15 protein-coding genes and 1 pseudogene are annotated in these 18,654 nt (G+C 67.7%); 1 reads left to right on the forward strand and 15 read right to left on the reverse strand.

Translation table 11 applies throughout. The annotated features are described in order from the left end of the window. Nucleotides 1-119: 119 nt before the first annotated feature. From typA to VNT59_RS14270, 11 genes are all read right to left on the reverse strand, one after another. The gene (gene typA, locus VNT59_RS14220; RefSeq protein WP_325499161.1) at nucleotides 120-1,955 is read right to left on the reverse strand and encodes a translational GTPase TypA; all 1,836 of its coding nucleotides are present in this window, start codon (nucleotides 1,953-1,955) and stop codon (nucleotides 120-122) included. Beyond that, nucleotides 1,952-2,911, reverse strand: coding sequence for a tRNA pseudouridine(55) synthase TruB (gene truB, locus VNT59_RS14225; protein WP_325499163.1), 960 nt, complete (start codon nucleotides 2,909-2,911; stop codon nucleotides 1,952-1,954). Before truB ends, typA begins: the two co-directional genes overlap by 4 nt. A gap of 2 nt (nucleotides 2,912-2,913) precedes the next feature. Continuing rightward, the gene (gene rbfA, locus VNT59_RS14230) at nucleotides 2,914-3,282 is read right to left on the reverse strand and encodes a 30S ribosome-binding factor RbfA (RefSeq protein ID WP_325499165.1); all 369 of its coding nucleotides are present in this window, start codon (nucleotides 3,280-3,282) and stop codon (nucleotides 2,914-2,916) included. A gap of 77 nt (nucleotides 3,283-3,359) precedes the next feature. After that, nucleotides 3,360-6,230, reverse strand: coding sequence for a translation initiation factor IF-2 (gene infB / locus VNT59_RS14235; protein ID WP_325499167.1), 2,871 nt, complete (start codon nucleotides 6,228-6,230; stop codon nucleotides 3,360-3,362). An 18-nt stretch (nucleotides 6,231-6,248) separates the two neighbouring features. Further along, entirely contained in the window at nucleotides 6,249-7,748 is a 1,500-nt protein-coding gene (gene nusA, locus VNT59_RS14240; RefSeq protein WP_325499169.1) for a transcription termination factor NusA, read from the reverse strand. Continuing rightward, entirely contained in the window at nucleotides 7,749-8,354 is a 606-nt protein-coding gene (rimP, locus tag VNT59_RS14245) for a ribosome maturation factor RimP (protein ID WP_325499171.1), read from the reverse strand. Between the two features lie 177 nt (nucleotides 8,355-8,531). Further along, nucleotides 8,532-8,945, reverse strand: a complete 414-nt coding sequence (arfB, locus tag VNT59_RS14250; protein ID WP_325499173.1) for an alternative ribosome rescue aminoacyl-tRNA hydrolase ArfB — start codon at nucleotides 8,943-8,945, stop codon at nucleotides 8,532-8,534. Nucleotides 8,946-8,950: 5 nt separating this feature from the next. Beyond that, a complete protein-coding gene (locus tag VNT59_RS14255; protein ID WP_325499175.1) occupies nucleotides 8,951-10,555 on the reverse strand; it encodes a dipeptide ABC transporter ATP-binding protein in 1,605 nt (534 codons plus the stop codon). Between the two features lie 58 nt (nucleotides 10,556-10,613). Continuing rightward, nucleotides 10,614-11,708, reverse strand: a complete 1,095-nt coding sequence (locus VNT59_RS14260; RefSeq protein ID WP_325499176.1) for an ABC transporter permease — start codon at nucleotides 11,706-11,708, stop codon at nucleotides 10,614-10,616. Then, on the reverse strand, nucleotides 11,674-12,696 hold the full coding sequence (locus tag VNT59_RS14265) for a microcin C ABC transporter permease YejB (protein WP_325499178.1): 1,023 nt from the start codon (nucleotides 12,694-12,696) through the stop codon (nucleotides 11,674-11,676). The genes VNT59_RS14260 and VNT59_RS14265 overlap by 35 nt, the downstream gene beginning before the upstream one ends. Nucleotides 12,697-12,703: 7 nt before the next feature. Beyond that, a complete protein-coding gene (locus VNT59_RS14270; protein WP_325499180.1) occupies nucleotides 12,704-14,524 on the reverse strand; it encodes an extracellular solute-binding protein in 1,821 nt (606 codons plus the stop codon). A gap of 39 nt (nucleotides 14,525-14,563) precedes the next feature. On the opposite strand from VNT59_RS14270, the gene fabI reads away from it, so the two are divergent. After that, on the forward strand, nucleotides 14,564-15,358 hold the full coding sequence (gene fabI, locus VNT59_RS14275) for an enoyl-ACP reductase FabI (RefSeq protein WP_325499182.1): 795 nt from the start codon (nucleotides 14,564-14,566) through the stop codon (nucleotides 15,356-15,358). A 183-nt stretch (nucleotides 15,359-15,541) separates the two neighbouring features. On the opposite strand, the gene VNT59_RS14280 is transcribed toward fabI, so the two are convergent. The 4 genes and pseudogenes from VNT59_RS14280 to VNT59_RS14295 all read right to left on the reverse strand — a co-directional run. Then, on the reverse strand, nucleotides 15,542-16,372 hold the full coding sequence (locus VNT59_RS14280; RefSeq protein ID WP_325499184.1) for a LytTR family DNA-binding domain-containing protein: 831 nt from the start codon (nucleotides 16,370-16,372) through the stop codon (nucleotides 15,542-15,544). Further along, nucleotides 16,369-17,655 carry a sensor histidine kinase gene (locus VNT59_RS14285; RefSeq protein ID WP_325499185.1) on the reverse strand — a complete coding sequence of 429 codons (1,287 nt, stop codon included), beginning with the start codon at nucleotides 17,653-17,655 and terminating at the stop codon, nucleotides 16,369-16,371. Before VNT59_RS14285 ends, VNT59_RS14280 begins: the two co-directional genes overlap by 4 nt. Beyond that, on the reverse strand, nucleotides 17,652-17,963 hold the full coding sequence (locus tag VNT59_RS14290) for a hypothetical protein (RefSeq protein ID WP_325499187.1): 312 nt from the start codon (nucleotides 17,961-17,963) through the stop codon (nucleotides 17,652-17,654). The genes VNT59_RS14285 and VNT59_RS14290 overlap by 4 nt, the downstream gene beginning before the upstream one ends. 145 nt (nucleotides 17,964-18,108) lie before the next feature. Next, a pseudogene (locus VNT59_RS14295) lies at nucleotides 18,109-18,654 on the reverse strand (lysine decarboxylase); the annotation flags it as partial.

The raw sequence follows: 18,654 nt of genomic DNA on the forward strand, positions 1-18,654 counted from the left end.
CGCGGAGATGCGCAGAGGACGCGGAAGAAACCAAAAATGACATCAGGTCCTGGTCTTTTCTGCGCCCTCTGCGAACCCTTTGCGTCCTCTGCGTTCGGCTGTTGGGTTGAACAGCGATCTTACGCGGCTTCGCGCAGCGCCCGCTTGCGCTCGTGCTCCTTCAGGAAGCGCTTGCGCAGGCGGATCGACTTGGGCGTGATCTCCACCAGCTCGTCGTCCTCGATGAACTCCACGCCGTATTCCAGCGTCAGCTCGATCGGCGGGGTGACCTTGATCGCATCCTCCTTGCCGGAAACGCGGAAGTTGGTCAGCTGCTTGGTCCGCGTCGCGTTGACCACCAGATCGTTGTCCCGGTTGTGGACGCCGACGATCATGCCTTCGTACACCGGGTCGTTGGCCTTCACGAACATGCGGCCGCGGTCGTCCAGCTTGCCGAGCGCGTAGGTGAAGATCTCGCCGTCGTCCATCGAGATCAGCACCCCGTTCTTGCGGCTGGCGATCTCGCCCTTGTACGGCTCGTAGCTGTCGAAGATGTTGGAGATCAGTCCGGAGCCGCGCGTGAGGTTCAGGAACTCGTTGGAGAAGCCGATCAGGCCGCGCGCCGGAATCCGGTATTCCAGGCGCACCCGGCCGCGGCCGTCCGGCTCCATGTTGACCAGCTCACCCTTGCGCTCGCCCAGCGCCTGCATCACGCCGCCCTGGTGCTGCTCCTCGATGTCGGCGGTGACCAGCTCGATCGGCTCGCAGCGCACGCCGTCGATGGTCCGGAAGACCACGCGCGGCTTGGACACCGCCAGCTCGTAGCCTTCGCGGCGCATGTTCTCGACCAGGATGGTCAGGTGCAGTTCGCCCCGGCCCATGACCTCGAACACGCCTTCCTCGTCGGTCTCGCTGACGCGCAGCGCCACGTTCGATTGCAGCTCCTTCTGCAGGCGGTCCCAGATCTGGCGGCTGGTGACGTACTTGCCTTCGCGGCCGGCCAGCGGGCTGGTGTTGACGCAGAAGTTCATGGTCAGCGTCGGCTCGTCCACCTTCAGCATCGGCAGCGGCGCGGGGTTCGCCGGATCGGTGATCGTGACGCCGATCCCGAGCTCCTCGATGCCGTTGATCAGCACGATGTCGCCCGGACCGGCCTCCTTCACCTGGACCCGCTCCAGGCCCTCGAAGGTGAGTACCTGGTTGACGCGACCCTTCATGGTCTTGCCGTCCGGGCCTTCCATCACGAGCACGTCCATCGCCGGCCGGATGGTGCCGGCGTTGATGCGGCCCACGCCGATGCGGCCGACGAAGCTGGAGTAGTCCAGCGCCGAAATCTGCAGTTGCAGCGGCGCGTCCGCTTCGCCCTCGTGCTCGGGCACGTGCTTCAGGATCGTGTCGAACAGGGCCGACATGTCGGGGCCCCACTGCTCGCCCGGCGCGCCTTCTTCCAGCGACGACCAGCCGTTGATGCCGGAGGCGTAGACCACCGGGAAGTCCAGCTGTTCGTCGGTCGCCCCGAGCTTGTCGAACAGGTCGAACGCGGCGTTGACCACCTTGTCCGGATTGGCGCCCGGCTTGTCCACCTTGTTGACCACCAGGATCGGGCGCAGGCCCAGGGCCAGCGCCTTCTTGGTCACGAACCGGGTCTGCGGCATCGGTCCTTCCTGCGCATCGATCAGCAGCAGCACGCCGTCGACCATCGACAGGGCCCGCTCGACCTCGCCGCCGAAGTCGGCGTGGCCGGGGGTGTCGACGATGTTGATGTGCGTGCCCTTCCAGCTCACCGCGCAGTTTTTCGCCAGGATGGTGATGCCGCGCTCGCGCTCGATCGCGTTGTTGTCCATCACCGTGTCGACCACCTTCTCGTGCTCGGCGAAGGTGCCGGACTGCCGCAGCAGCTGGTCCACCATGGTCGTCTTGCCATGGTCGACGTGGGCGATGATGGCGATGTTGCGGATCTGATGCTTGTTGCTCATGATAGGTTTTCCAGAATCTGTGAAATCTCCGGCGGGCTCAGCAGCCGGTCCGGGATCAGTTCGCCGGCCGTGACGTGGGCCGTGCCGAGCAGACAGCTGCCGCCGCCCTCGGCCGGTGACGGGGCAAATACCGCCACGTGTTCGTTGTCGGGCCAGCTGCCGCGACGGCGCAGCCCGCTGAGAAAGCGGGCGGCCTCGTCCTTTTCCAGCGCGATGCGCCCGTGCCCGGGCAGCAGGGCCTGCACCGGCTGCAGCCGGGCGAGCCGTTCCTCGTCGTTCATTGCCTCGTACTGGGCCAGTGTCACGCACTGCGACAGGTCGAAGTGGCCCGTGGCCAGGCGCCGCAGCGACGTGAGGTGGCCGCCGCAGCCGAGCGCTTCGCCGATGTCTTCGCCCAGCGTGCGGATGTACGTGCCCTTGCTCACTTTGGCGAGCAGCGTCAGCGTGTCCGGCTCCCCGGCCGCGTCCAGCGCCAGCGCATGCACCACCACCGCGCGCGGCTCGCGCTCGACTTCCTCGCCGCAGCGGGCGTATTCGTACAGCGCCTTGCCGTCCTTCTTCAAGGCGCTGTGCATCGGCGGCACCTGGCGGATCGCCCCGGTGAACTGCCTGGCCACGTCGGCCAGGCGCTCGGCCGTCAGCGCCGGCACCGGCCGCTGCGCGATCGGCTCACCCTCGGCATCGCCGGTGCTGGTCTTCACGCCCAGCCGCACGGTCGCCAGGTAGGTCTTGTCGGCGTCGAGCTGCAGCTGGCTGAACTTGGTCGCGGCGCCGAAGCACAGCGGGAGCACGCCGGTCGCCAGCGGATCGAGCGTGCCGGTGTGGCCCGCCTTCTCGGCTCGCAGCAGCCACTTGCACTTCTGCAAAGCCTGGTTGCTGGAAAGACCCAGCGGTTTGTCGAGCAGCAGCACCCCGTGCACAGGGCGCCTCTGCACCCTGGTGCGCGGCGCGTTCACGGCTACTCGTCCTTCGCGCGGGAGGAAACGGCCTTGGCGATCAAGGCGTTCATGTCGGCCGCGCGCTCGGTGGTGCGGTCGAACTGGAAATGCAGCGTCGGCACGGTGTGGATGTGCAGGCGCTTGAACAGGCCGTTGCGCAGGAAGCCGGCGGCCTGGTTGAGGGCGTCCTGGCATTCCTGGGGATCGCCCACCAGCACGCTGAAGAACACCTTGGCGTGGGCGTAGTCGGGCGTGACCTCGACGGCCTGGATCGTGACCATGCCCACCCGCGGGTCCTTCAGCTCGCGCGCGATCAGCTCCGTCAGATCGCGCTGGATCTGATCGGCGACCTTGAAGGCGCGGTTGGGGGTTGCTGATTTCTTGGGCATGTGACAGGTGAACCCGACAGCCGAACGCAGAGGACGCGGCCTCTGCGTTCGGCTGCTGGGTTTGGCTGGTCGACTGTTTACAGCGTTCTCGCGATTTCCTTGATCTCGAAGAACTCCAGCTGGTCACCCTCGCGGATGTCGTTGTAGTTCTTGAGCTTGATACCGCACTCGAAGCCTTCCTTGACTTCTCGCACGTCGTCCTTGAGGCGCTTGAGCGACTCGAGCTCGCCGGTGTAGATCACCACGTTGTCGCGCAGCAGCCGGAAATGGGCATTGCGGTTGACCTGGCCGCTGGTGACCATACAGCCGGCCACCGTGCCGATCTTCGATGCCACGAACACCGTGCGGATCTCGGCCGTGCCGATGACTTCTTCGCGCTTCTCCGGCGCCAGCATCCCGGACATCGCCGCCTTCAACTCGTCCACGGCGTCGTAGATGATGTTGTAGTAGCGGATGTCGATGCCGTTGCCCTCGGCCAGCTTGCGCGCGCCGGCGTCGGCCCGGGTGTTGAAGCCGATGATCACCGCCTTCGCGGCGATCGCCAGGTTGACGTCCGATTCGCTGATGCCGCCCACGGCCGCATACACCAGCTGCACCTTCACCTCGTCGGTGGACAGCTTCAGCAGCGACTGCGCCAGCGCTTCCTGCGAGCCCTGCACGTCGGCCTTGACGATGATCGGCAGCGTCTTCACTTCGCCCGCGGTCATCTCGGAGAACATGTTCTCCAGCTTGGCGGCCTGCTGCTTGGCCAGCTTCGTGTTGCGGAACTTGCCGGCGCGGTAGGTCGCGATCTCGCGCGCACGGCGCTCGTCGGTCAGCACCATGAACTCGTCGCCGGCCTGCGGCACTTCCGTCAGGCCCTGGATCTCCACCGGAATGGAGGGACCGGCCGACTTGATGCTCTTGCCGTTCTCGTCGAGCATGGCGCGCACGCGGCCGTAGGTCTGGCCGGCCAGCACCACGTCCCCGGTCTTGAGCGTGCCGGACTGCACCAGCACCGTCGCCACCGGGCCGCGGCCCTTGTCCAGCTGCGCTTCGATCACCAGGCCCTTGGCCATCGCCTCGATCGGCGCCTTGAGCTCCAGCACTTCGGCCTGCAGCAGCACCTGTTCCAGCAGCGTGTCGACGCCTTCGCCGGTCTTGGCGGACACCGGCACGAACGGCGACTCGCCGCCGTATTCTTCCGGCACCACTTCCTCGACCACCAGTTCCTGCTTGACGCGGTCGGCGTTGGCGTCCGGCTTGTCGATCTTGTTGATCGCCACCACGATCGGAACGCCGGCCGCCTTCGCGTGCTTGATGGCTTCCCGGGTCTGCGGCATGACGCCGTCGTCGGCCGCCACCACCAGGACGACGATGTCGGTCGCCTGCGCGCCGCGTGCCCGCATGGCCGTGAACGCCTCGTGGCCCGGGGTGTCCAGGAACGAGATCACGCCGCGCGGGGTTTCCACGTGGTACGCGCCGATGTGCTGGGTGATGCCGCCGGCCTCGCCCGCCGCCACCTTGGCGCGGCGGATGTAGTCCAGCAGCGAGGTCTTGCCGTGGTCGACGTGGCCCATGACGGTCACGACCGGCGCGCGCGGCAGCGCTTCGCCCTCGGCGGCGCCGACATCCGCCTCGGTGAACGCCTCGGGATCGTCCAGGGCGGCCGTGACGGCCTTGTGCCCCATTTCCTCGACCACGATCATCGCCGTGTCCTGGTCCAGCGGCTGGTTGATGGTGACCATCTGGCCCAGCTTCATCAGGTGCTTGATCACCTCGGACGCCTTCACCGACATCTTGTGGGCGAGCTCGGCGACGGTGATCGTCTCCGGCACGTGCACTTCGATGACGCGCTGTTCCACCGGCGCGGCCGACACATGGTCGTCGCGATGGTCGCGATCGCTGCCGCGGCGGCCACGCGGCCCGCCGCGCCAGGCATTGCGGCCGACGCCGCCCGAGGCATCGCCGCGGGTCGGAATGGCCTTCTTCTTGGACGGATCGCCGGCCCAGCTGGAAGACAGCTTGGCCGACTTGACTTCCTTGCCGGCGCCGGGGCCGGCCGGCGCCGGGGCACCCGTGCCGGGACGCCCGGTGCCGGTGCCCACGGCCGGCTTGTGCAGCGTGCCCTTGGCGCCGGGCTTACCGGGCTCGGCCTTGGCGACCGGCTTGACCTCTTCGGGCTTCTTGGCGACCAGCACCTTCTTGGGCGTCGACATCATCGAGCGGATGGCGGCGGCCTCGGCCTCGGCCTTGCGGCGGCGCTCGCTCAGATCCGCGGCGCGCGCGGCTTCCTCGGCGGCCCGGGCCTTCGACTCGGCGTCGGCCTTGGCGCGCGCCTCTTCCTGCGCCTTGGCGCGGGCGGCGGCGGCTTCCAGGGCTTCCTTGGCCGGCTCGGCCTTCTGCGCTTCGAGCTCGGCCTTCTTGGCCTCCTGCTCGGCCAGGTAGGCGGCGGCGCGCTCTTCGGCCTCGCGCTCGCGGCGCTCCTTTTCCTCGCGGTCGCGGCGCTTGGCGGCCAGGTCTTCCTCCTGGCGGCGGATCAGCTCGGCCTGGCGGCGCGCTTCTTCCTCGCGGCGGGCAAGCTCGGCATCGTCGTGCCGCGGCGGCGCGGCCGGCGCGGCCTGCGCTTCGGCTTCCGGCGCCTCGATCACGGCCGTGTCGCCGCCTTCGTCGCGCTTGACGAAGGTGCGCTTCTTGCGCACTTCCACCTGGATGGTTCGCGCCTTGCCGGTCGAGTCCGCCTGCTTGATCTCGCTGGTGGACTTCTTCACCAGCGTGATCTTCTTGCGCTCGCCCGTGGCGGTGCCATGGCTGGCCTGGAGGAAGCCAAGCAACTTCTGCTTGTCGGCCTCGCTCAGGGCGTCCGTGGCGGAATTCTTCGCAACGCCAGCGCTGCGCAGCTGCTCAAGCAGCGTCTCGGTCGATTTCTTGAGTTCGCTGGCAAACTCGGCGACGGTGGTACTGGACATGTGTTCTGGTGCCTTCCATCACTCGCTGGCGGCGGTGGCCGTGGTGTTGAACCAGTGCTCGCGCGCCTTCATGATCAGGGCTTTGGCTTCGTCCGGGGACTGGCCGGTGATATCGGTAAGCTCGTCGACGGCCAGGTCGGCCAGGTCGTCGCGGGTATGGACGCCGGCTTCCGCCAGCTTGGCGATCAGCGGCGGCGACAGGCCGTCGAGGTCGCGCAGGTCCTGCGAAACTTCCTCGACGCTTTCCTCGCGCTGGATCTCCATGGTCAGCAGGGCGTCCTTGGCGCGCGAACGCAGCTCGTTGACGGTGTCCTCGTCGAAGGCCTCGATCTCCAGCATCTCCTGGATCGGCACGTAGGCCACCTCCTCGAGGCTGGTGAAGCCCTCGGAAATCAGGATGTCGGCGATTTCCTCGTCCACATCGAGCTTTTCCATGAACAGCTTGCGCGTGGTGCTGGTCTCCTCGGCCTGCTTCTGGGCCGATTCGTTCGCGTCCATGATGTTGATCTTCCAGCCGGTGAGGTCGGAAGCGAGCCGCACGTTCTGGCCGCCGCGGCCGATGGCGATGGCGAGGTTCTCCTCGTCGACCACCACGTCCATGGCGTGCTTCTCCTCGTCGACGACGATCGAGGAGACGTTGGCCGGCGCCAGGGCGCCGATCACGAACTGCGCCGGGTCCTCGCTCCACAGCACGATGTCGACGCGCTCGCCGGCCAGCTCGTTGGTCACGGCGTTGACGCGGGTGCCGCGCACGCCGACGCAGGTGCCGATCGGGTCGACCCGCTTGTCGTGCGACAGCACGGCGATCTTGGCGCGGCTGCCGGGGTCCCGGGCGCAGCTCTTGATCTCCAGCAGCCCCTGCTCGATCTCGGGCACTTCCTGGCGAAACAGCTCGATCATGAACTCGGGGGCGGCGCGCGAGAGGATGATGGGCGCGCCGCGCAGCGTCAGGTCCACTTCCATGATCATGGCGCGGACGCGGTCGCCGTTGCGCAGGTTCTCCTTGGGGATCATCTCGCCGCGCCGCAGCCTGCCTTCCACGCGGCCGCTCTCGACGATGATGTCGCCCTTGTCCATGCGCTTGACGGTGCCCACGAAGATCTTGTCGCCGCGCGACATGAAGTCGTTCAGCAGCATTTCGCGCTCGGCGTCGCGGATCTTCTGCAGGATGACCTGCTTGGCCGCCATCGCGCCGATCCGGCCGATCGGCACCGACTCCACCGACTCCTCGATGTAGTCGTCGACGTCGATGTCGGGGATCTGCTCGCGCGCTTCGAACAGCAGGATTTCCTGGTCGGGCAGCTGCAGCCCGGCGTCGTCCGGCACCACGTGCCAGCGGCGGAAGGTCTCGTAGCTGCCGGTGTCGCGGTCGATCGCCACGCGGATGTCCACGTCACCCTCGTACAGCTTCTTCGTGGCCTGGGCCAACGCCGATTCCACCGCGCCAAACACCACATCGCGCTCGACGTTCTTCTCGCGCGAGATCGCTTCCACCAGCATCAACAGTTCGCGGTTCATTTACGGCTCTCCTACCTGATCAGTTGAGGCGTCGCCATCTCCGGATGGTCCCGCCCCGCCGGTCTTCCGGCCCTTGAAATCCACAATCGGCGCCAGTCGCGCCTCCTTCAATTCGTCCAGCGCGAAGCCCAGTGCCTGCAGCGGCGCCGGCGCCCTCTTGCGGCTCACCTTCTGCCCCGGCTTGACCGGCGGCTCGTCGCTCCACACGATCTGCCAGCCGCCCGCTTGGGCGCGCTCCAGCCGGCCGCGAAACTTCTTGCGGTTGGCCGCCACCTGCCCGCCGGCCGCGGCGCCCATCGGCGCCTTCAGCGTGACGTCCACCATCTCGCCGGCGAACCGTTCGAAATCCTGCTCGTTGCGCAACGGCCGGTCGATGCCCGGGGAGGACACCTCCAGCCGCTTGTAGTCGACGCCCTCGACCTCGAGCGCGAACTGCAGCTGCCGGGTGACTTTCTCGCAATCCTCGACGTTGACGAACTGCTCGGCCCCCGGCTGCCAGGGCAGGTCGATCGTGACGCGCAAGAGCCCACCGGCGGAGCGTTCGATCTCCACCAATTCGTAACCGAGCCCGGTCACGGTCTGTGCCACGATGTCCTGTAATGCCACTAGCCTGTTCAGCTCCGATGCTTTCCTGCGCTGACCCGTCCAATCCGCCTGCGTTCACGACGGCGCAGGCGATTTTTGTGCGCAGGCAAAAAAAACGGGCGGTGAGTACCCGCCCGTTTGGTCGTGAAGCAAGGATTGTACCCCCGAATCCGGCCTCGTGCAATGGCGCCGCGGCTGCTACGGCGCGACCGGCCTGCGCAGCTGTTTGACCTCGGATCGCATGGTCTTGGCCTCCAGCCGGCGCCGGCGCGACGCGGCCGTGGGCTTGGTCGGCCGGCGCGGGCGCGGCGGCGCGGCCACGCTGTCGACCAGTTCCTGCAGCCGGCCCCACGCCTCCGCACGGTTGAGTTCCTGGGTGCGGTGCGACTGGGCCTTGATGACCAGCACGCCGTCGCGGGTGATGCGGCGGTCGTTGAGCGCCAGCAGCCGCGCCTTGTGGTCCTCGGGCAGCGAAGAGCGCCGGATGTCGAAGCGCAGATGCACCGCGCTGGACACCTTGTTGACGTTCTGCCCGCCCGCGCCCTGGGCGCGCACGGCCGTGACTTCCACCTCGGTTTCGGGGATCGGTGTGCTCGGGGCGGGGGCTGGCATGGCGTTCAGGCCGCGGCCGCCACCAGCACGCGGGTGTAGTCGTGGCGGGGCGCGTCGAGCACCTGCGCGACCGGGCCGGACTCGAGGATGTCGCCGTCCTTCATCACCACCACGTCGTGGGCCATGGCGCGGATCACGTCGACATCGTGCGTGATGAGGAGATAGCTCAGCCCCTTGTCCCGCTGCAGCCGCTGCAGCAGCCCCAGCACCTGCTTCTGGATGGTGACGTCCAGCGCGCTGGTGGGCTCGTCGAGCACCAGCAGCCGCGGCTGCACGATGAGCGCCCGGGCAATCGCCAGGCGCTGCCGCTGGCCGCCGGAGAACTCGTGCGGATAGCGCTGCAGCAGCCCGGGGAACTGTGCCTGCGCCAGGCCCACCTCGGCCAGCGCCTGGATCACCCGGTCGCGCCGCCCGGCCGGCGGCAGCTCGGGTTCGTGCACCAGCAGCCCTTCGCCGACGATTTCTTCCACCGTCATGCGCGGCGACAGCGACGAATAGGGGTCCTGGAACACCACTTGCACCGCCCGCCGGATCGCCTTGTTGGTGGCGGCATCGGGCCCCCAGCGGGTGCCGACGACGTCGAGCTCGCCGGTATGCGGCAACAAGCCCAGCGCCGCCAGCGCCAGCGTCGACTTGCCCGATCCGGACTCGCCGACCACGCCGAGCGTGCGGCCCGCGGCGATCGAGAAGTCGGCCGCCTTCACCGCCACGAAGCGACCCTTGCGGAACCAGCCGCGAACGCCGGCCAGCGGCACCGGATAGCTCACCTGGACCCCGCTGGCGTGCATCACGGGTGCCTGGGGCGGCCCGGCGGCCTCGAGCACGTCGCGCTCCGGCCGGCTGTCGATCAGCTTGCGGGTGTAGGGATGCTGCGGATGGGCGAAGACCTGCGCCACCGGCCCCTGCTCGACCAGATGGCCGTTCTCCATCACCGCCACCCGGTCCGCGAACTTGCGCACCAGGTTCAGGTCGTGCGTGATCAGCAGGATCGCCATGCCGTTGTGCCGCTGCACGTCGCTCAGCAGGTCGAGGATCTGCCCGCGCAGGGTGACGTCCAGCGCCGTGGTCGGCTCGTCGGCCAGCAACAGCCTGGGCCGGCCCGACAGCGCCATCGCGATCATCGCCCGCTGGCGCTGGCCGCCGGAGAGCTGGTGCGGGTAGGCCAGGGCGCGGCGCTCGGGGTCCGGAATCCCACATGCGGCGAGCGCGGCGACGGCCGCCTGCCACGCCTCGCGCGCGCCCAGACCCTCCTTCAACTGCAGCACTTCCGCGATCTGGTCGCCGACGGTGTACAGCGGGTTGAGGGCCGTCATCGGCTCCTGGAAGATCATCGCGATCTCGCGGCCGCGGATCGCCAGCAGGTCGCGCTCGCGCAGGGTGAGCAGGTCGCGGTCGCCCCCGCCCTGCTCGTTGGCGAAGCGCGCGCTGCCGGTCACCCGGGCGTTCTGCACCAGCCCCAGCAGGCTGAGCGCGGTGACGGTCTTGCCCGATCCCGATTCGCCGACCAGCGCCAGCTTCTCGCCGGGGGCGATGTGGAAGTCCACGCCGTGGACCACCTCCTTGGCGCCGAAGGCGACGCGCAGGTTCCTGACGTCGACCAGCGGACTCATGCCCCCTCCTTGCGCCCGGCGCGCGGCTGGAAACGGCGACCGATGCGCGGCGCGGCATTCATGCGTCGACCTTTCGCGGGTCGAGCGCATCGCGCAGGGCGTCGCCCATGAAGGTCAGCAGCAGGAGCGTGATCACGAGCAGCGCGAAGGTCGTGAGCGAGATCCACCAGGCATCGAGCTGCGTCTTGCCCTGGTTCAGCAGTTCGCCCAGCGACGGCGTCCCCGGCGGCACGCCCAGCCCGAGGAAGTCGAGGGACGTCAGGGCCAGGATGGCCGCGCTCATGCGAAACGGCAGGAAGGTGACGACCGGCGTCATGCTGTTGGGCAGGATGTGCTTCCACATGATGCGGCCGTTGCCGACGCCCAGCGCCCGCGCGGCCCGCACATAGTCCATCTGGCGATTGCGCAGGAACTCCGCCCGCACGTAGTCCGACAGCCCCATCCATCCGAACAGCGACAGCAGGATCAGCAGCAGCGCCACGCTCGGCGCGAACACCGCGCTGAAGATGATCAGGAGGTACAGCTCCGGCATCGAACCCCAGATCTCGATGAAGCGCTGGAACGCCAGGTCGGTCTTGCCGCCGAAGTAGCCCTGCACCGCCCCGGTGAGCACCCCCAGCAGCACGCCGATCACGGTGAGCACCAATCCGAACAGCGCGCTGATGCGGAAACCGTAGATCAGCTGCGCCAGCAGGTCGCGGCCGCGCTCGTCGGTCCCCAGCAGGTTGTCCGCGTTCGGCGGCGCCGGAAACGGCTCCTTCGAGAAGTAGTTCAGCGTTCCGGCGCCGTAGGGGTTGGGCGGGTAGATCGCCCAGTTGCCCCCTTGCGTCAGTTTCCCGCGGATGTACGGGTCGAGGTAATCCGGCGGGGTGTCGAAGTCGCCGCCGAAGGTCTTTTCCGGATATGCGTGCAGCAGCGGCGAATAGAACTCGCCGTTGTAGCGCACCAGCAGCGGCCGGTCGTTGGAAAGCACTTCGGCGAACAGGCTCAGGACCACCATCGCGCTGAAGATGACGAGGCTGGCGAAGCCGAGCCGGTTGCGCCGGAAACGGCGCCACGCGCGCGCGCCCGGGCTTTCGGAATGCGGCCGGTGGTGCTGCGCCGCGGCGGCCTGCGGGTCAATCGAACTTGACGCGGGGATCGACCCAGACATAACTCAGATCGCTGACGAGCTTGGTGAACAGCCCGATGAGGGTGAAGAAGTAGAGTGTTCCCATCACGACCGGGTAGTCGCGGCGGATCACGCTCTCGTAGCTGAGCAGGCCCAGGCCGTCCAGCGAGAACAGGGTCTCGATGAGCAGCGAGCCGGTGAAGAACGCCCCGATGAACGCTGCCGGAAAGCCGGTCACGATCGGGATCAGCGCATTGCGAAAGACGTGCTTCCACAGCACCCGCCGCTCGTTCAGGCCCTTGGCGCGCGCCGTCAGCACGTACTGCTTGCGGATCTCCTCGAGAAACGCGTTCTTGGTCAGCATCGTGGTGACGGCGAAGCTGCCCACCACCATGGCGGTCACCGGCATGGCGATGTGCCACAGGTAGTCGGCGATCCGCGCCCCCCAACCGAGCTCGTCCCAGTTGCTGGAGGTCAGCCCGCGCAGCGGAAACCACTGCAGCTGCCCGCCGAAGATCACGAGCAGCGCCACCCCGAGCACGAACCCCGGCACCGCGTACCCGACCAGCACCAGCAGCGTCGTCAGGAAATCGAAACGGGTGCCGGCGCGAACGGCCTTCGCCACGCCCAGCGGCACCGCCACCAGGTAGCTGATGAAGAAGGTCCACAGTCCCAGGCTGACCGAGACCGGCAGCTTGTCCTTGATCAACTGCCACACGTCCTTGTTCTGGAAGAAGCTGCGCCCGAGGTCGAACCGGGCGAACTGCTTGAGCATCTTCCAGAAGCGTTCGGCCGGCGGCTTGTCGAAACCGTACAAGGCCTTGATCTGCTCGATCTTCTTGGGATCGACGCCCTGCCCGCCGCGGTAGGCGCCGGCATCGCCGCCGGCGGCCACGCCGCGCCGCGCCTCCGCGATGTACTGCTCCACGGGGCCGCCGGGCACGAACTGCGTGACGAGGAACGTCACCACCAGCACCCCGAAGAGGGTCGGCAGCATCAGCAGGATGCGTTTGGCGATGTAGGCCGTCATGGGGTGGCTATTTTGACGTGGTCGGTGGCGTGCGGGCCCACCAGGTCGTCATCGGCCAGTCCATGTACGCCACGCCCTCGGGCGGATACGGCGGAACCGTCTGCGGGCGTTCGAGCTTCCAGGCGCTGTAGGCAATCCGCTGCGCGCTGCTGGTCCAGGCCGGCACCATGTAATGGCCGTGCGCGATGACCCGATCGAGCGAGCGGCAGGCGGCCAGGAACTGGCCCTTGTTCTGCGCATCCGCCAGATTCTTGAGGAGGGCGTCGACGGCCGGGCTCTTGATCCCGCCGAAGTTGCCCGAGCCCTTGGTATCGGCCGCCTTGCTGCCGAACAGATCGGAATAGTCGGCGCCGGGGAAATGCGTGCCCGGAAACGCGATACTGATCATCTCGAAGTCGAAATTGTCGAGACGCTCCTGGTACAGCGCGAAGTCGGCGTTGCGGTACCGCAGATCGATGCCCAGTTTCGCCAGCGCCCGCTTCCACGCAGAGGTGAGTGTCACCGACCGTCCTTCGGACGAGTCGAGCAGTTCGATCGTGAGCGGCTCGCCCTTGGCATTGCGCAGCGCGCCGTCACGCAAATTCCAGCCGGCTTGCGTGAGCAGCTGCCGTGCCTGGCGCAGGTTCTCGCGCAGCGAGTTCGGCGGGTCGGTCGATGGCGGGACCGCCATCGGTCCGAAGGTCTCGGGCGGGAGGTCGGCGCGATACGGGTCGAGCAACGCCACCTCCTCCGGGGACGGCAAGCCGTTGGCCTCGCAGTCCGTGTTGCCGAAAATGCCTTTCACCCGCTTGTAGCTGCCCCGGAACAGCTGCCGGTTCATCCACTCGTAGTCCATCGCCAGCTCGATCGCCATGCGCACGCGGCGGTCTTTGAACTTGTCCAGCCGGTTGTTCAGGACGTAGCTCTGGAAGCCGTCCGGTTGGCGATGCTCGAACGGCATCTTGACCAGTTCGCCCTTGTCGATGCGCGGGCCGTTCAGCCGCCGGGCCCAGTCACCGGCGGAAAAGAACTGCATCAGGTCGAACTCGCCCGCCTTCAGCGCCTCCAGCTGCGCCGTGTTGTCGCGGTAGATCTTCACCGTGATGCGGTCGAAGTTGTTGGTTCCCAGCCGCACCGGCAGGTTGCGCGCCCAGTAGTTCGGGTCGCGCGCGTAGGTGATGTCCTTGCCAAAGCGAACCGGCCCGATCTTGTACGGGCCGGTGGCGATGGGGGTGTCGGTGACGACCTGATCGAAGGTCTTGCCGCCGCCCCATTTGCGGCTGAAGACCGGCAGCCCGCCCACGACCAGCGGCGACTGGCGGTCGGCCTTCTTGAAGCGGTAGCGCACGGTGCGCTCGTCGACGACCTCGCAGCCGGCCACGTTGGCCAGCAGGATGGTATAGCCGGGGGCGGCGTACTTGGACGCCAGCGTGTCGTAGCTGTGCTTCACGTCGGCGGCCAGGACCGGGTCGCCGTTGTGGAACCGCGCTTGCGGCCGCAGGCGGAAGGTCGCCGACAGCAGATCGGGCGCGACCTCCACGTCCTCGGCCAGCAGCCCGTAGCCGACGCCGATTTCGTCCATCGATCCGGTCAGCAGGCCCTCGAACAGGAGATCGCCCAGGAACGAGGGCGCCGTTCCCTTCAGCGTGAAGGGGTTGTATTTGTCGAAGGTGGAGATCCGCGAGCCGGCGATGAGGCGCAGTTCGCCGCCCTTGGGGGCCTGGGGGTTCACGTATTCGAAGTGCGGGAATCCGGGCGCGTACCTGAACGTTCCCCACACGGCATACCCCGGCGCGGCCCAGCCGGACGGGGCCACAATCGACAGCAGGACCAGCAGCCAAAATCGCATGAGACAATTCTGCACAGAAATATTCAACCAATGAGGCCTATGGGATTCCTGTCCGGCAAGAAATTGTTGATCACCGGTGTGCTGTCGAACCGCTCGATCGCTTATGGCGTAGCCAAGGCCTGCCACCAGCAAGGGGCCGAACTGGCTTTCAGCTACGTGGGCGAGCGCTTCAAGGATCGCATCACGGAACTGGCGGCGGATTTCGGCTCCAGCCTGGTCTTCGAGTGCGACGTCGGCGACGACGGCCAGATCGAGAGCCTGTTCCGCGAGCTGTCCGTGCCCTGGCCGAAGTTCGACGGCTTCCTGCACAGCATCGGCTACGCACCGCGCGAGGCCATCAGCGGCAACTTCCTCGACGGCCTTTCGCGCGAGAGCTTTCGCATCGCCCACGACATCAGCGCCTACAGCTTCCCGGCGCTGGCCAAGGCCGCCCTGCCCTACCTGAACGACAAGTCGGCGCTGCTGACGCTCTCGTACCTGGGCGCGGTGCGGGCGATCCCGAACTACAACACGATGGGCCTGGCCAAGGCCAGCCTCGAGGCATCGGTGCGCTACCTGGCCGAAGCCGTGGGCCGCTTGCCGGACGGCCGCAGCATCCGCGTCAACGGCATCAGCGCCGGCCCGATCCGCACGCTGGCGGCGAGCGGCATCAAGGACTTCACCAAGCTGCTGGCGATCGCCGCCAACGGCTCGCCGCTGCGCCGCAACGTGACGATCGAGGATGTCGGGAACGTCGCCGCGTTCCTGTTCAGCGAACTCTCGGCCGGCATGACGTCGGAGATCACGTACGTCGACGGCGGGTTCAGCCACAACGCCGTGGCGGTGGTCGAGTAACGAGCCGCGCAGCGCTCGTCGGCTGCCTGGCTGGCGAGAGTGAAGTCTTCTTGAACGCGGAGGACACGGAGTTTGCGCAAAGGGCGCAGAGAAGACAAAACAGCCTTCAAGGTCTTCTCTGCGGATCCTCGGCGTCCTCTGCGTTCAAAAAATGCTGGGTTGCACGATTCTGGCCGGCGCGGGCTACGCGCTGCGGAACAGGTGGGCGAAACTGCGGCTCACCTCCAGCACTTCCGGATGCCCTTCGATGTGCACCTTCTGGCGTCCGCTGTCGTCGCGCGTCACCCGTGAAATCGCGGCCAGGTTGACCAGCGTCGAGCGGTGGATCTGCCAGAACTGCTGGCCATCCAGGCGCGGCACCAGTTCCCGGATCGGGGTGCGAATGAACGCCTCCAGCTGGCGCGTCTGCACCCTGGTGTATTTCTCATCGGAACGGAAGAACAGGACGTCCTTCACGTCGATCAGCCGGGTGGTCGACCCCACCGAGCACTGGATCCAGCGCAGCGGCCCCTCGCCCTGCGGCACCGAGCCCCGGTCGATGCCCTGCCCGATCCGCATCAGCTTCGCCAACAGCGCGTCGACGGCGGCCTGGTCGGCGCCGCCCGCGGCGGCGCCCGGCCGCTTCGCCTGCAGCCGCGCCTGCACCCGCTGCGCCGTCTGCGCGAGTCGCTGTGGCTCCACCGGCTTGAGCAGGTAATCGAGCGCGCCCTGCTCGAACGCGGCGATCGCGTATTCGTCGTAGGCGGTCACGAAGACGATCTCGCCGTTCCACGACGGGAGCGCCACGATCTCGCGGGCCGCCTCCAGTCCCGTCATCCCCGGCATGCGGATGTCCAGGAACACCACGTCCGGCTGCAGCCGCTCGGCCTTGTCCAGCGCTTCCTGGCCGTCGCGTGCTTCGTCGATCACGTCGAGGTCCGGCCAGACATCGGCCAGCCGGGTCTTCAGCTGCTCGCGCAGCAGCCGCTCGTCGTCGACGACGAGCGCCCGCAGGCGGCCGGACGCCGCCTTCATGCCGGCTTGCCCTGGGGCACGGCGCCGCTGGCGGCGGGCTCGTCCGCCACCCGATGCGGCAAGGTGATGCGCACCAGCGTCCCGCCCGAGGCGCCGGAGTGCAGCATCAGGGTGCTGCGGCCCGGATAGAGCATGGACAGGCGATCGCGGATGTTCTGCAGGCCGACCCCGGTCCCGGAGGTCGGGCCGTCCAGCAGTTCGCCGTCCGGCAGGCCCACCCCGGTGTCGCTCACTTCCACCGCCATCTGGCCGTTTTGCAGCGAGGCCGCGACCCGCACCTTGCCGCCCTCCGGCTTGGGTTCGATTCCGTGCTTGATCGCGTTCTCGACCAGCGTCTGCAGCATCATCGGCGGGAATTCGGCCGAGCGCAGCGCCTCGGGCACCGCGATCTCCACCTCCAGCCGCTCCTCGATCCGCATCTTGATCAGGTCGAGGTACGAGGTGACCAGCCGCAGTTCGCGTCCGAGCGTGGACGACTGCTGCCGCATCTGCGGCAGCGCGCCGCGCAGGTACGTGATCAGCGCCTTCTGCATCTTGCTGGCCCGCGGCGGATCGGTCTCGATCAGGTAATCGACGGTGGCCAGCGTGTTGAACAGGAAATGCGGTTCGACCTGGGCCTGCAGCACCTGCAGCCGCGCCTGGGCCAGTTGCCGCTCCACGGTCTCGCGTTCCGCGGTGTGCTGCGCCGAGCGCACCTTGGCATCGGCCTGCGCGACTTTCTTGACGATGATCTTCGAGGCGGCCAGGTAGGCGAACAGGATCACGAGCAGCGCCCCGCCCAGGTCGCCGAGGACGCCGCGGAACGTGACCACCTGGCCGCCGATCGTGCGCTCGCCGTCATCGTCCAGGTTCGACAGCGCCTTCTCGATCCCGGCGGCGGCGTTCTCCGCGGCCTGCTCGATCTCCCGCTCCGTGCGGCCCTGCGCGCCCTGCTCGCCGGGCTTGTCCGCGTCCGGGCCGGTCGCGGGGCGCGGCGGCGGCGGGACCGGCGGCACCGGCGTGGCGGGATCCTTGGCATGCGGCCCCTTCACGATGCGGATGCCGTGCTCACCCCCGATCGTGATCACCTTCTCGTCGCCCGAGCGCACGACCCGCACCCGGTCGTGCTTGAGGTGCAGCAGGTCACCGATGACCGAAGCGGCCATCAGCACCAGCAGGAACAGCACGATCAAGCGCCACCACGAGGTCGTGGCGGCCCATTCCGATACCTGCGTGTTGACGCGCACCAGCCAGTCGAGGACGGCCCCGCGGCGGTGCGGCGAACTGCTCCCATCCGTGCTCATTGAGTGAGATTAACCCGTTTTTGGCTCCCGACGGTCATCACGGAAGAGGTATTTGCGCAGGCGACGCCGCTCGCCGCCATGGCGATGCCGGGGTTGTCCGGCAGCAGCCGGTGGCCGGAGATCACCACCGGCTCGAGCGTGACGCGCACGGCGGTGTCACGGTCGCCGAACTGGCCGGCCTGGGAGCCGACGCCGAACCAGAGCAGGCCGGTGAGCGCGGCAGCCGCGACCCAGAACAGTCCACGCGTGGCGACCGGTGTCAGGTGCAGTTCTGGTTGCTGGAGCGCGGGGCTTTCGAAGCGGGTCATGGTGTTCTCCGATACGGGGCCGCATGGGCCCGGTGCGGAGAACTCTAGGGATCAACCTGAGGCTTTTCATCCCTGTCGCGACGGACTGCCGCGCCGTGCGACGAACTGCAGCCGAGGCGGACGAACGGCGGCGGCCACCCCCGGCTCAGAGCGGCACGCAGTCCGCGAAATACCGGGTCTGCCCATCCGCGCCCACCTCCTCGACCAGGCCATGGATGTCGGTCTCGAAGCCCGGGCACTGGGCGTTGAACTCGCGCGAGAACTTCAGGTAGTCGACGATCTTCTTGTTGAACACCTCGCCCGGGATCAGCAGCGGGATGCCCGGCGGGTACGGCGTGACCAGCGACGTCGTGATCCGCCCTTCCAGTTCGTCGATCGGCACGCGCTGGGTCTTGCGGTGGGCGATGTAGGCGAAGGCGTCGCTGGGCTTCATCGCCGGCGTCAGCTCGCTCAGGTACATGTCGGTGGTCAGCCGGGCGATGTCGTAGCGGGCGTACAGCTCGTGCACGTGCTGGCACAGGTCGGCCAGCCCCATGCGCTCGTAGCGCGGGAACTGCTGGCAGAACTCCGGCAGGATGCGCCACATGGGCTGGTTCTTGGCGTAGTCGTCCTTGAACTGCTGCAGCGCCGACAGCAGCGTGTTCCAGCGGCCCTTGGTGATGCCGATCGTGAACAGGATGAAGAAGCTGTA

Origin of the sequence: Ramlibacter sp. (assembly GCF_035554825.1) — a bacterium.
Taxonomy (GTDB): Bacteria; Pseudomonadota; Gammaproteobacteria; order Burkholderiales; family Burkholderiaceae_C; genus Ramlibacter.

What these genes read in the sequence shown, in the direction of transcription:
- fabI (WP_325499182.1), top strand. Translation starts at nt 14,564, where the DNA reads ATGGGATTCCTGTCCGGCAAGAAATTGTTGATCACCGGTGTGCTGTCG.
- VNT59_RS14265 (WP_325499178.1), bottom strand. Translation starts at nt 12,696, where the DNA reads ATGACGGCCTACATCGCCAAACGCATCCTGCTGATGCTGCCGACCCTC.
- VNT59_RS14290 (WP_325499187.1), bottom strand. Translation starts at nt 17,963, where the DNA reads ATGACCCGCTTCGAAAGCCCCGCGCTCCAGCAACCAGAACTGCACCTG.
- VNT59_RS14260 (WP_325499176.1), bottom strand. Translation starts at nt 11,708, where the DNA reads ATGTCTGGGTCGATCCCCGCGTCAAGTTCGATTGACCCGCAGGCCGCC.
- VNT59_RS14270 (WP_325499180.1), bottom strand. Translation starts at nt 14,524, where the DNA reads ATGCGATTTTGGCTGCTGGTCCTGCTGTCGATTGTGGCCCCGTCCGGC.
- VNT59_RS14285 (WP_325499185.1), bottom strand. Translation starts at nt 17,655, where the DNA reads ATGAGCACGGATGGGAGCAGTTCGCCGCACCGCCGCGGGGCCGTCCTC.
- nusA (WP_325499169.1), bottom strand. Translation starts at nt 7,748, where the DNA reads ATGAACCGCGAACTGTTGATGCTGGTGGAAGCGATCTCGCGCGAGAAG.
- typA (WP_325499161.1), bottom strand. Translation starts at nt 1,955, where the DNA reads ATGAGCAACAAGCATCAGATCCGCAACATCGCCATCATCGCCCACGTC.
- rbfA (WP_325499165.1), bottom strand. Translation starts at nt 3,282, where the DNA reads ATGCCCAAGAAATCAGCAACCCCCAACCGCGCCTTCAAGGTCGCCGAT.
- VNT59_RS14280 (WP_325499184.1), bottom strand. Translation starts at nt 16,372, where the DNA reads ATGAAGGCGGCGTCCGGCCGCCTGCGGGCGCTCGTCGTCGACGACGAG.
- arfB (WP_325499173.1), bottom strand. Translation starts at nt 8,945, where the DNA reads ATGCCAGCCCCCGCCCCGAGCACACCGATCCCCGAAACCGAGGTGGAA.
- VNT59_RS14255 (WP_325499175.1), bottom strand. Translation starts at nt 10,555, where the DNA reads ATGAGTCCGCTGGTCGACGTCAGGAACCTGCGCGTCGCCTTCGGCGCC.
- infB (WP_325499167.1), bottom strand. Translation starts at nt 6,230, where the DNA reads ATGTCCAGTACCACCGTCGCCGAGTTTGCCAGCGAACTCAAGAAATCG.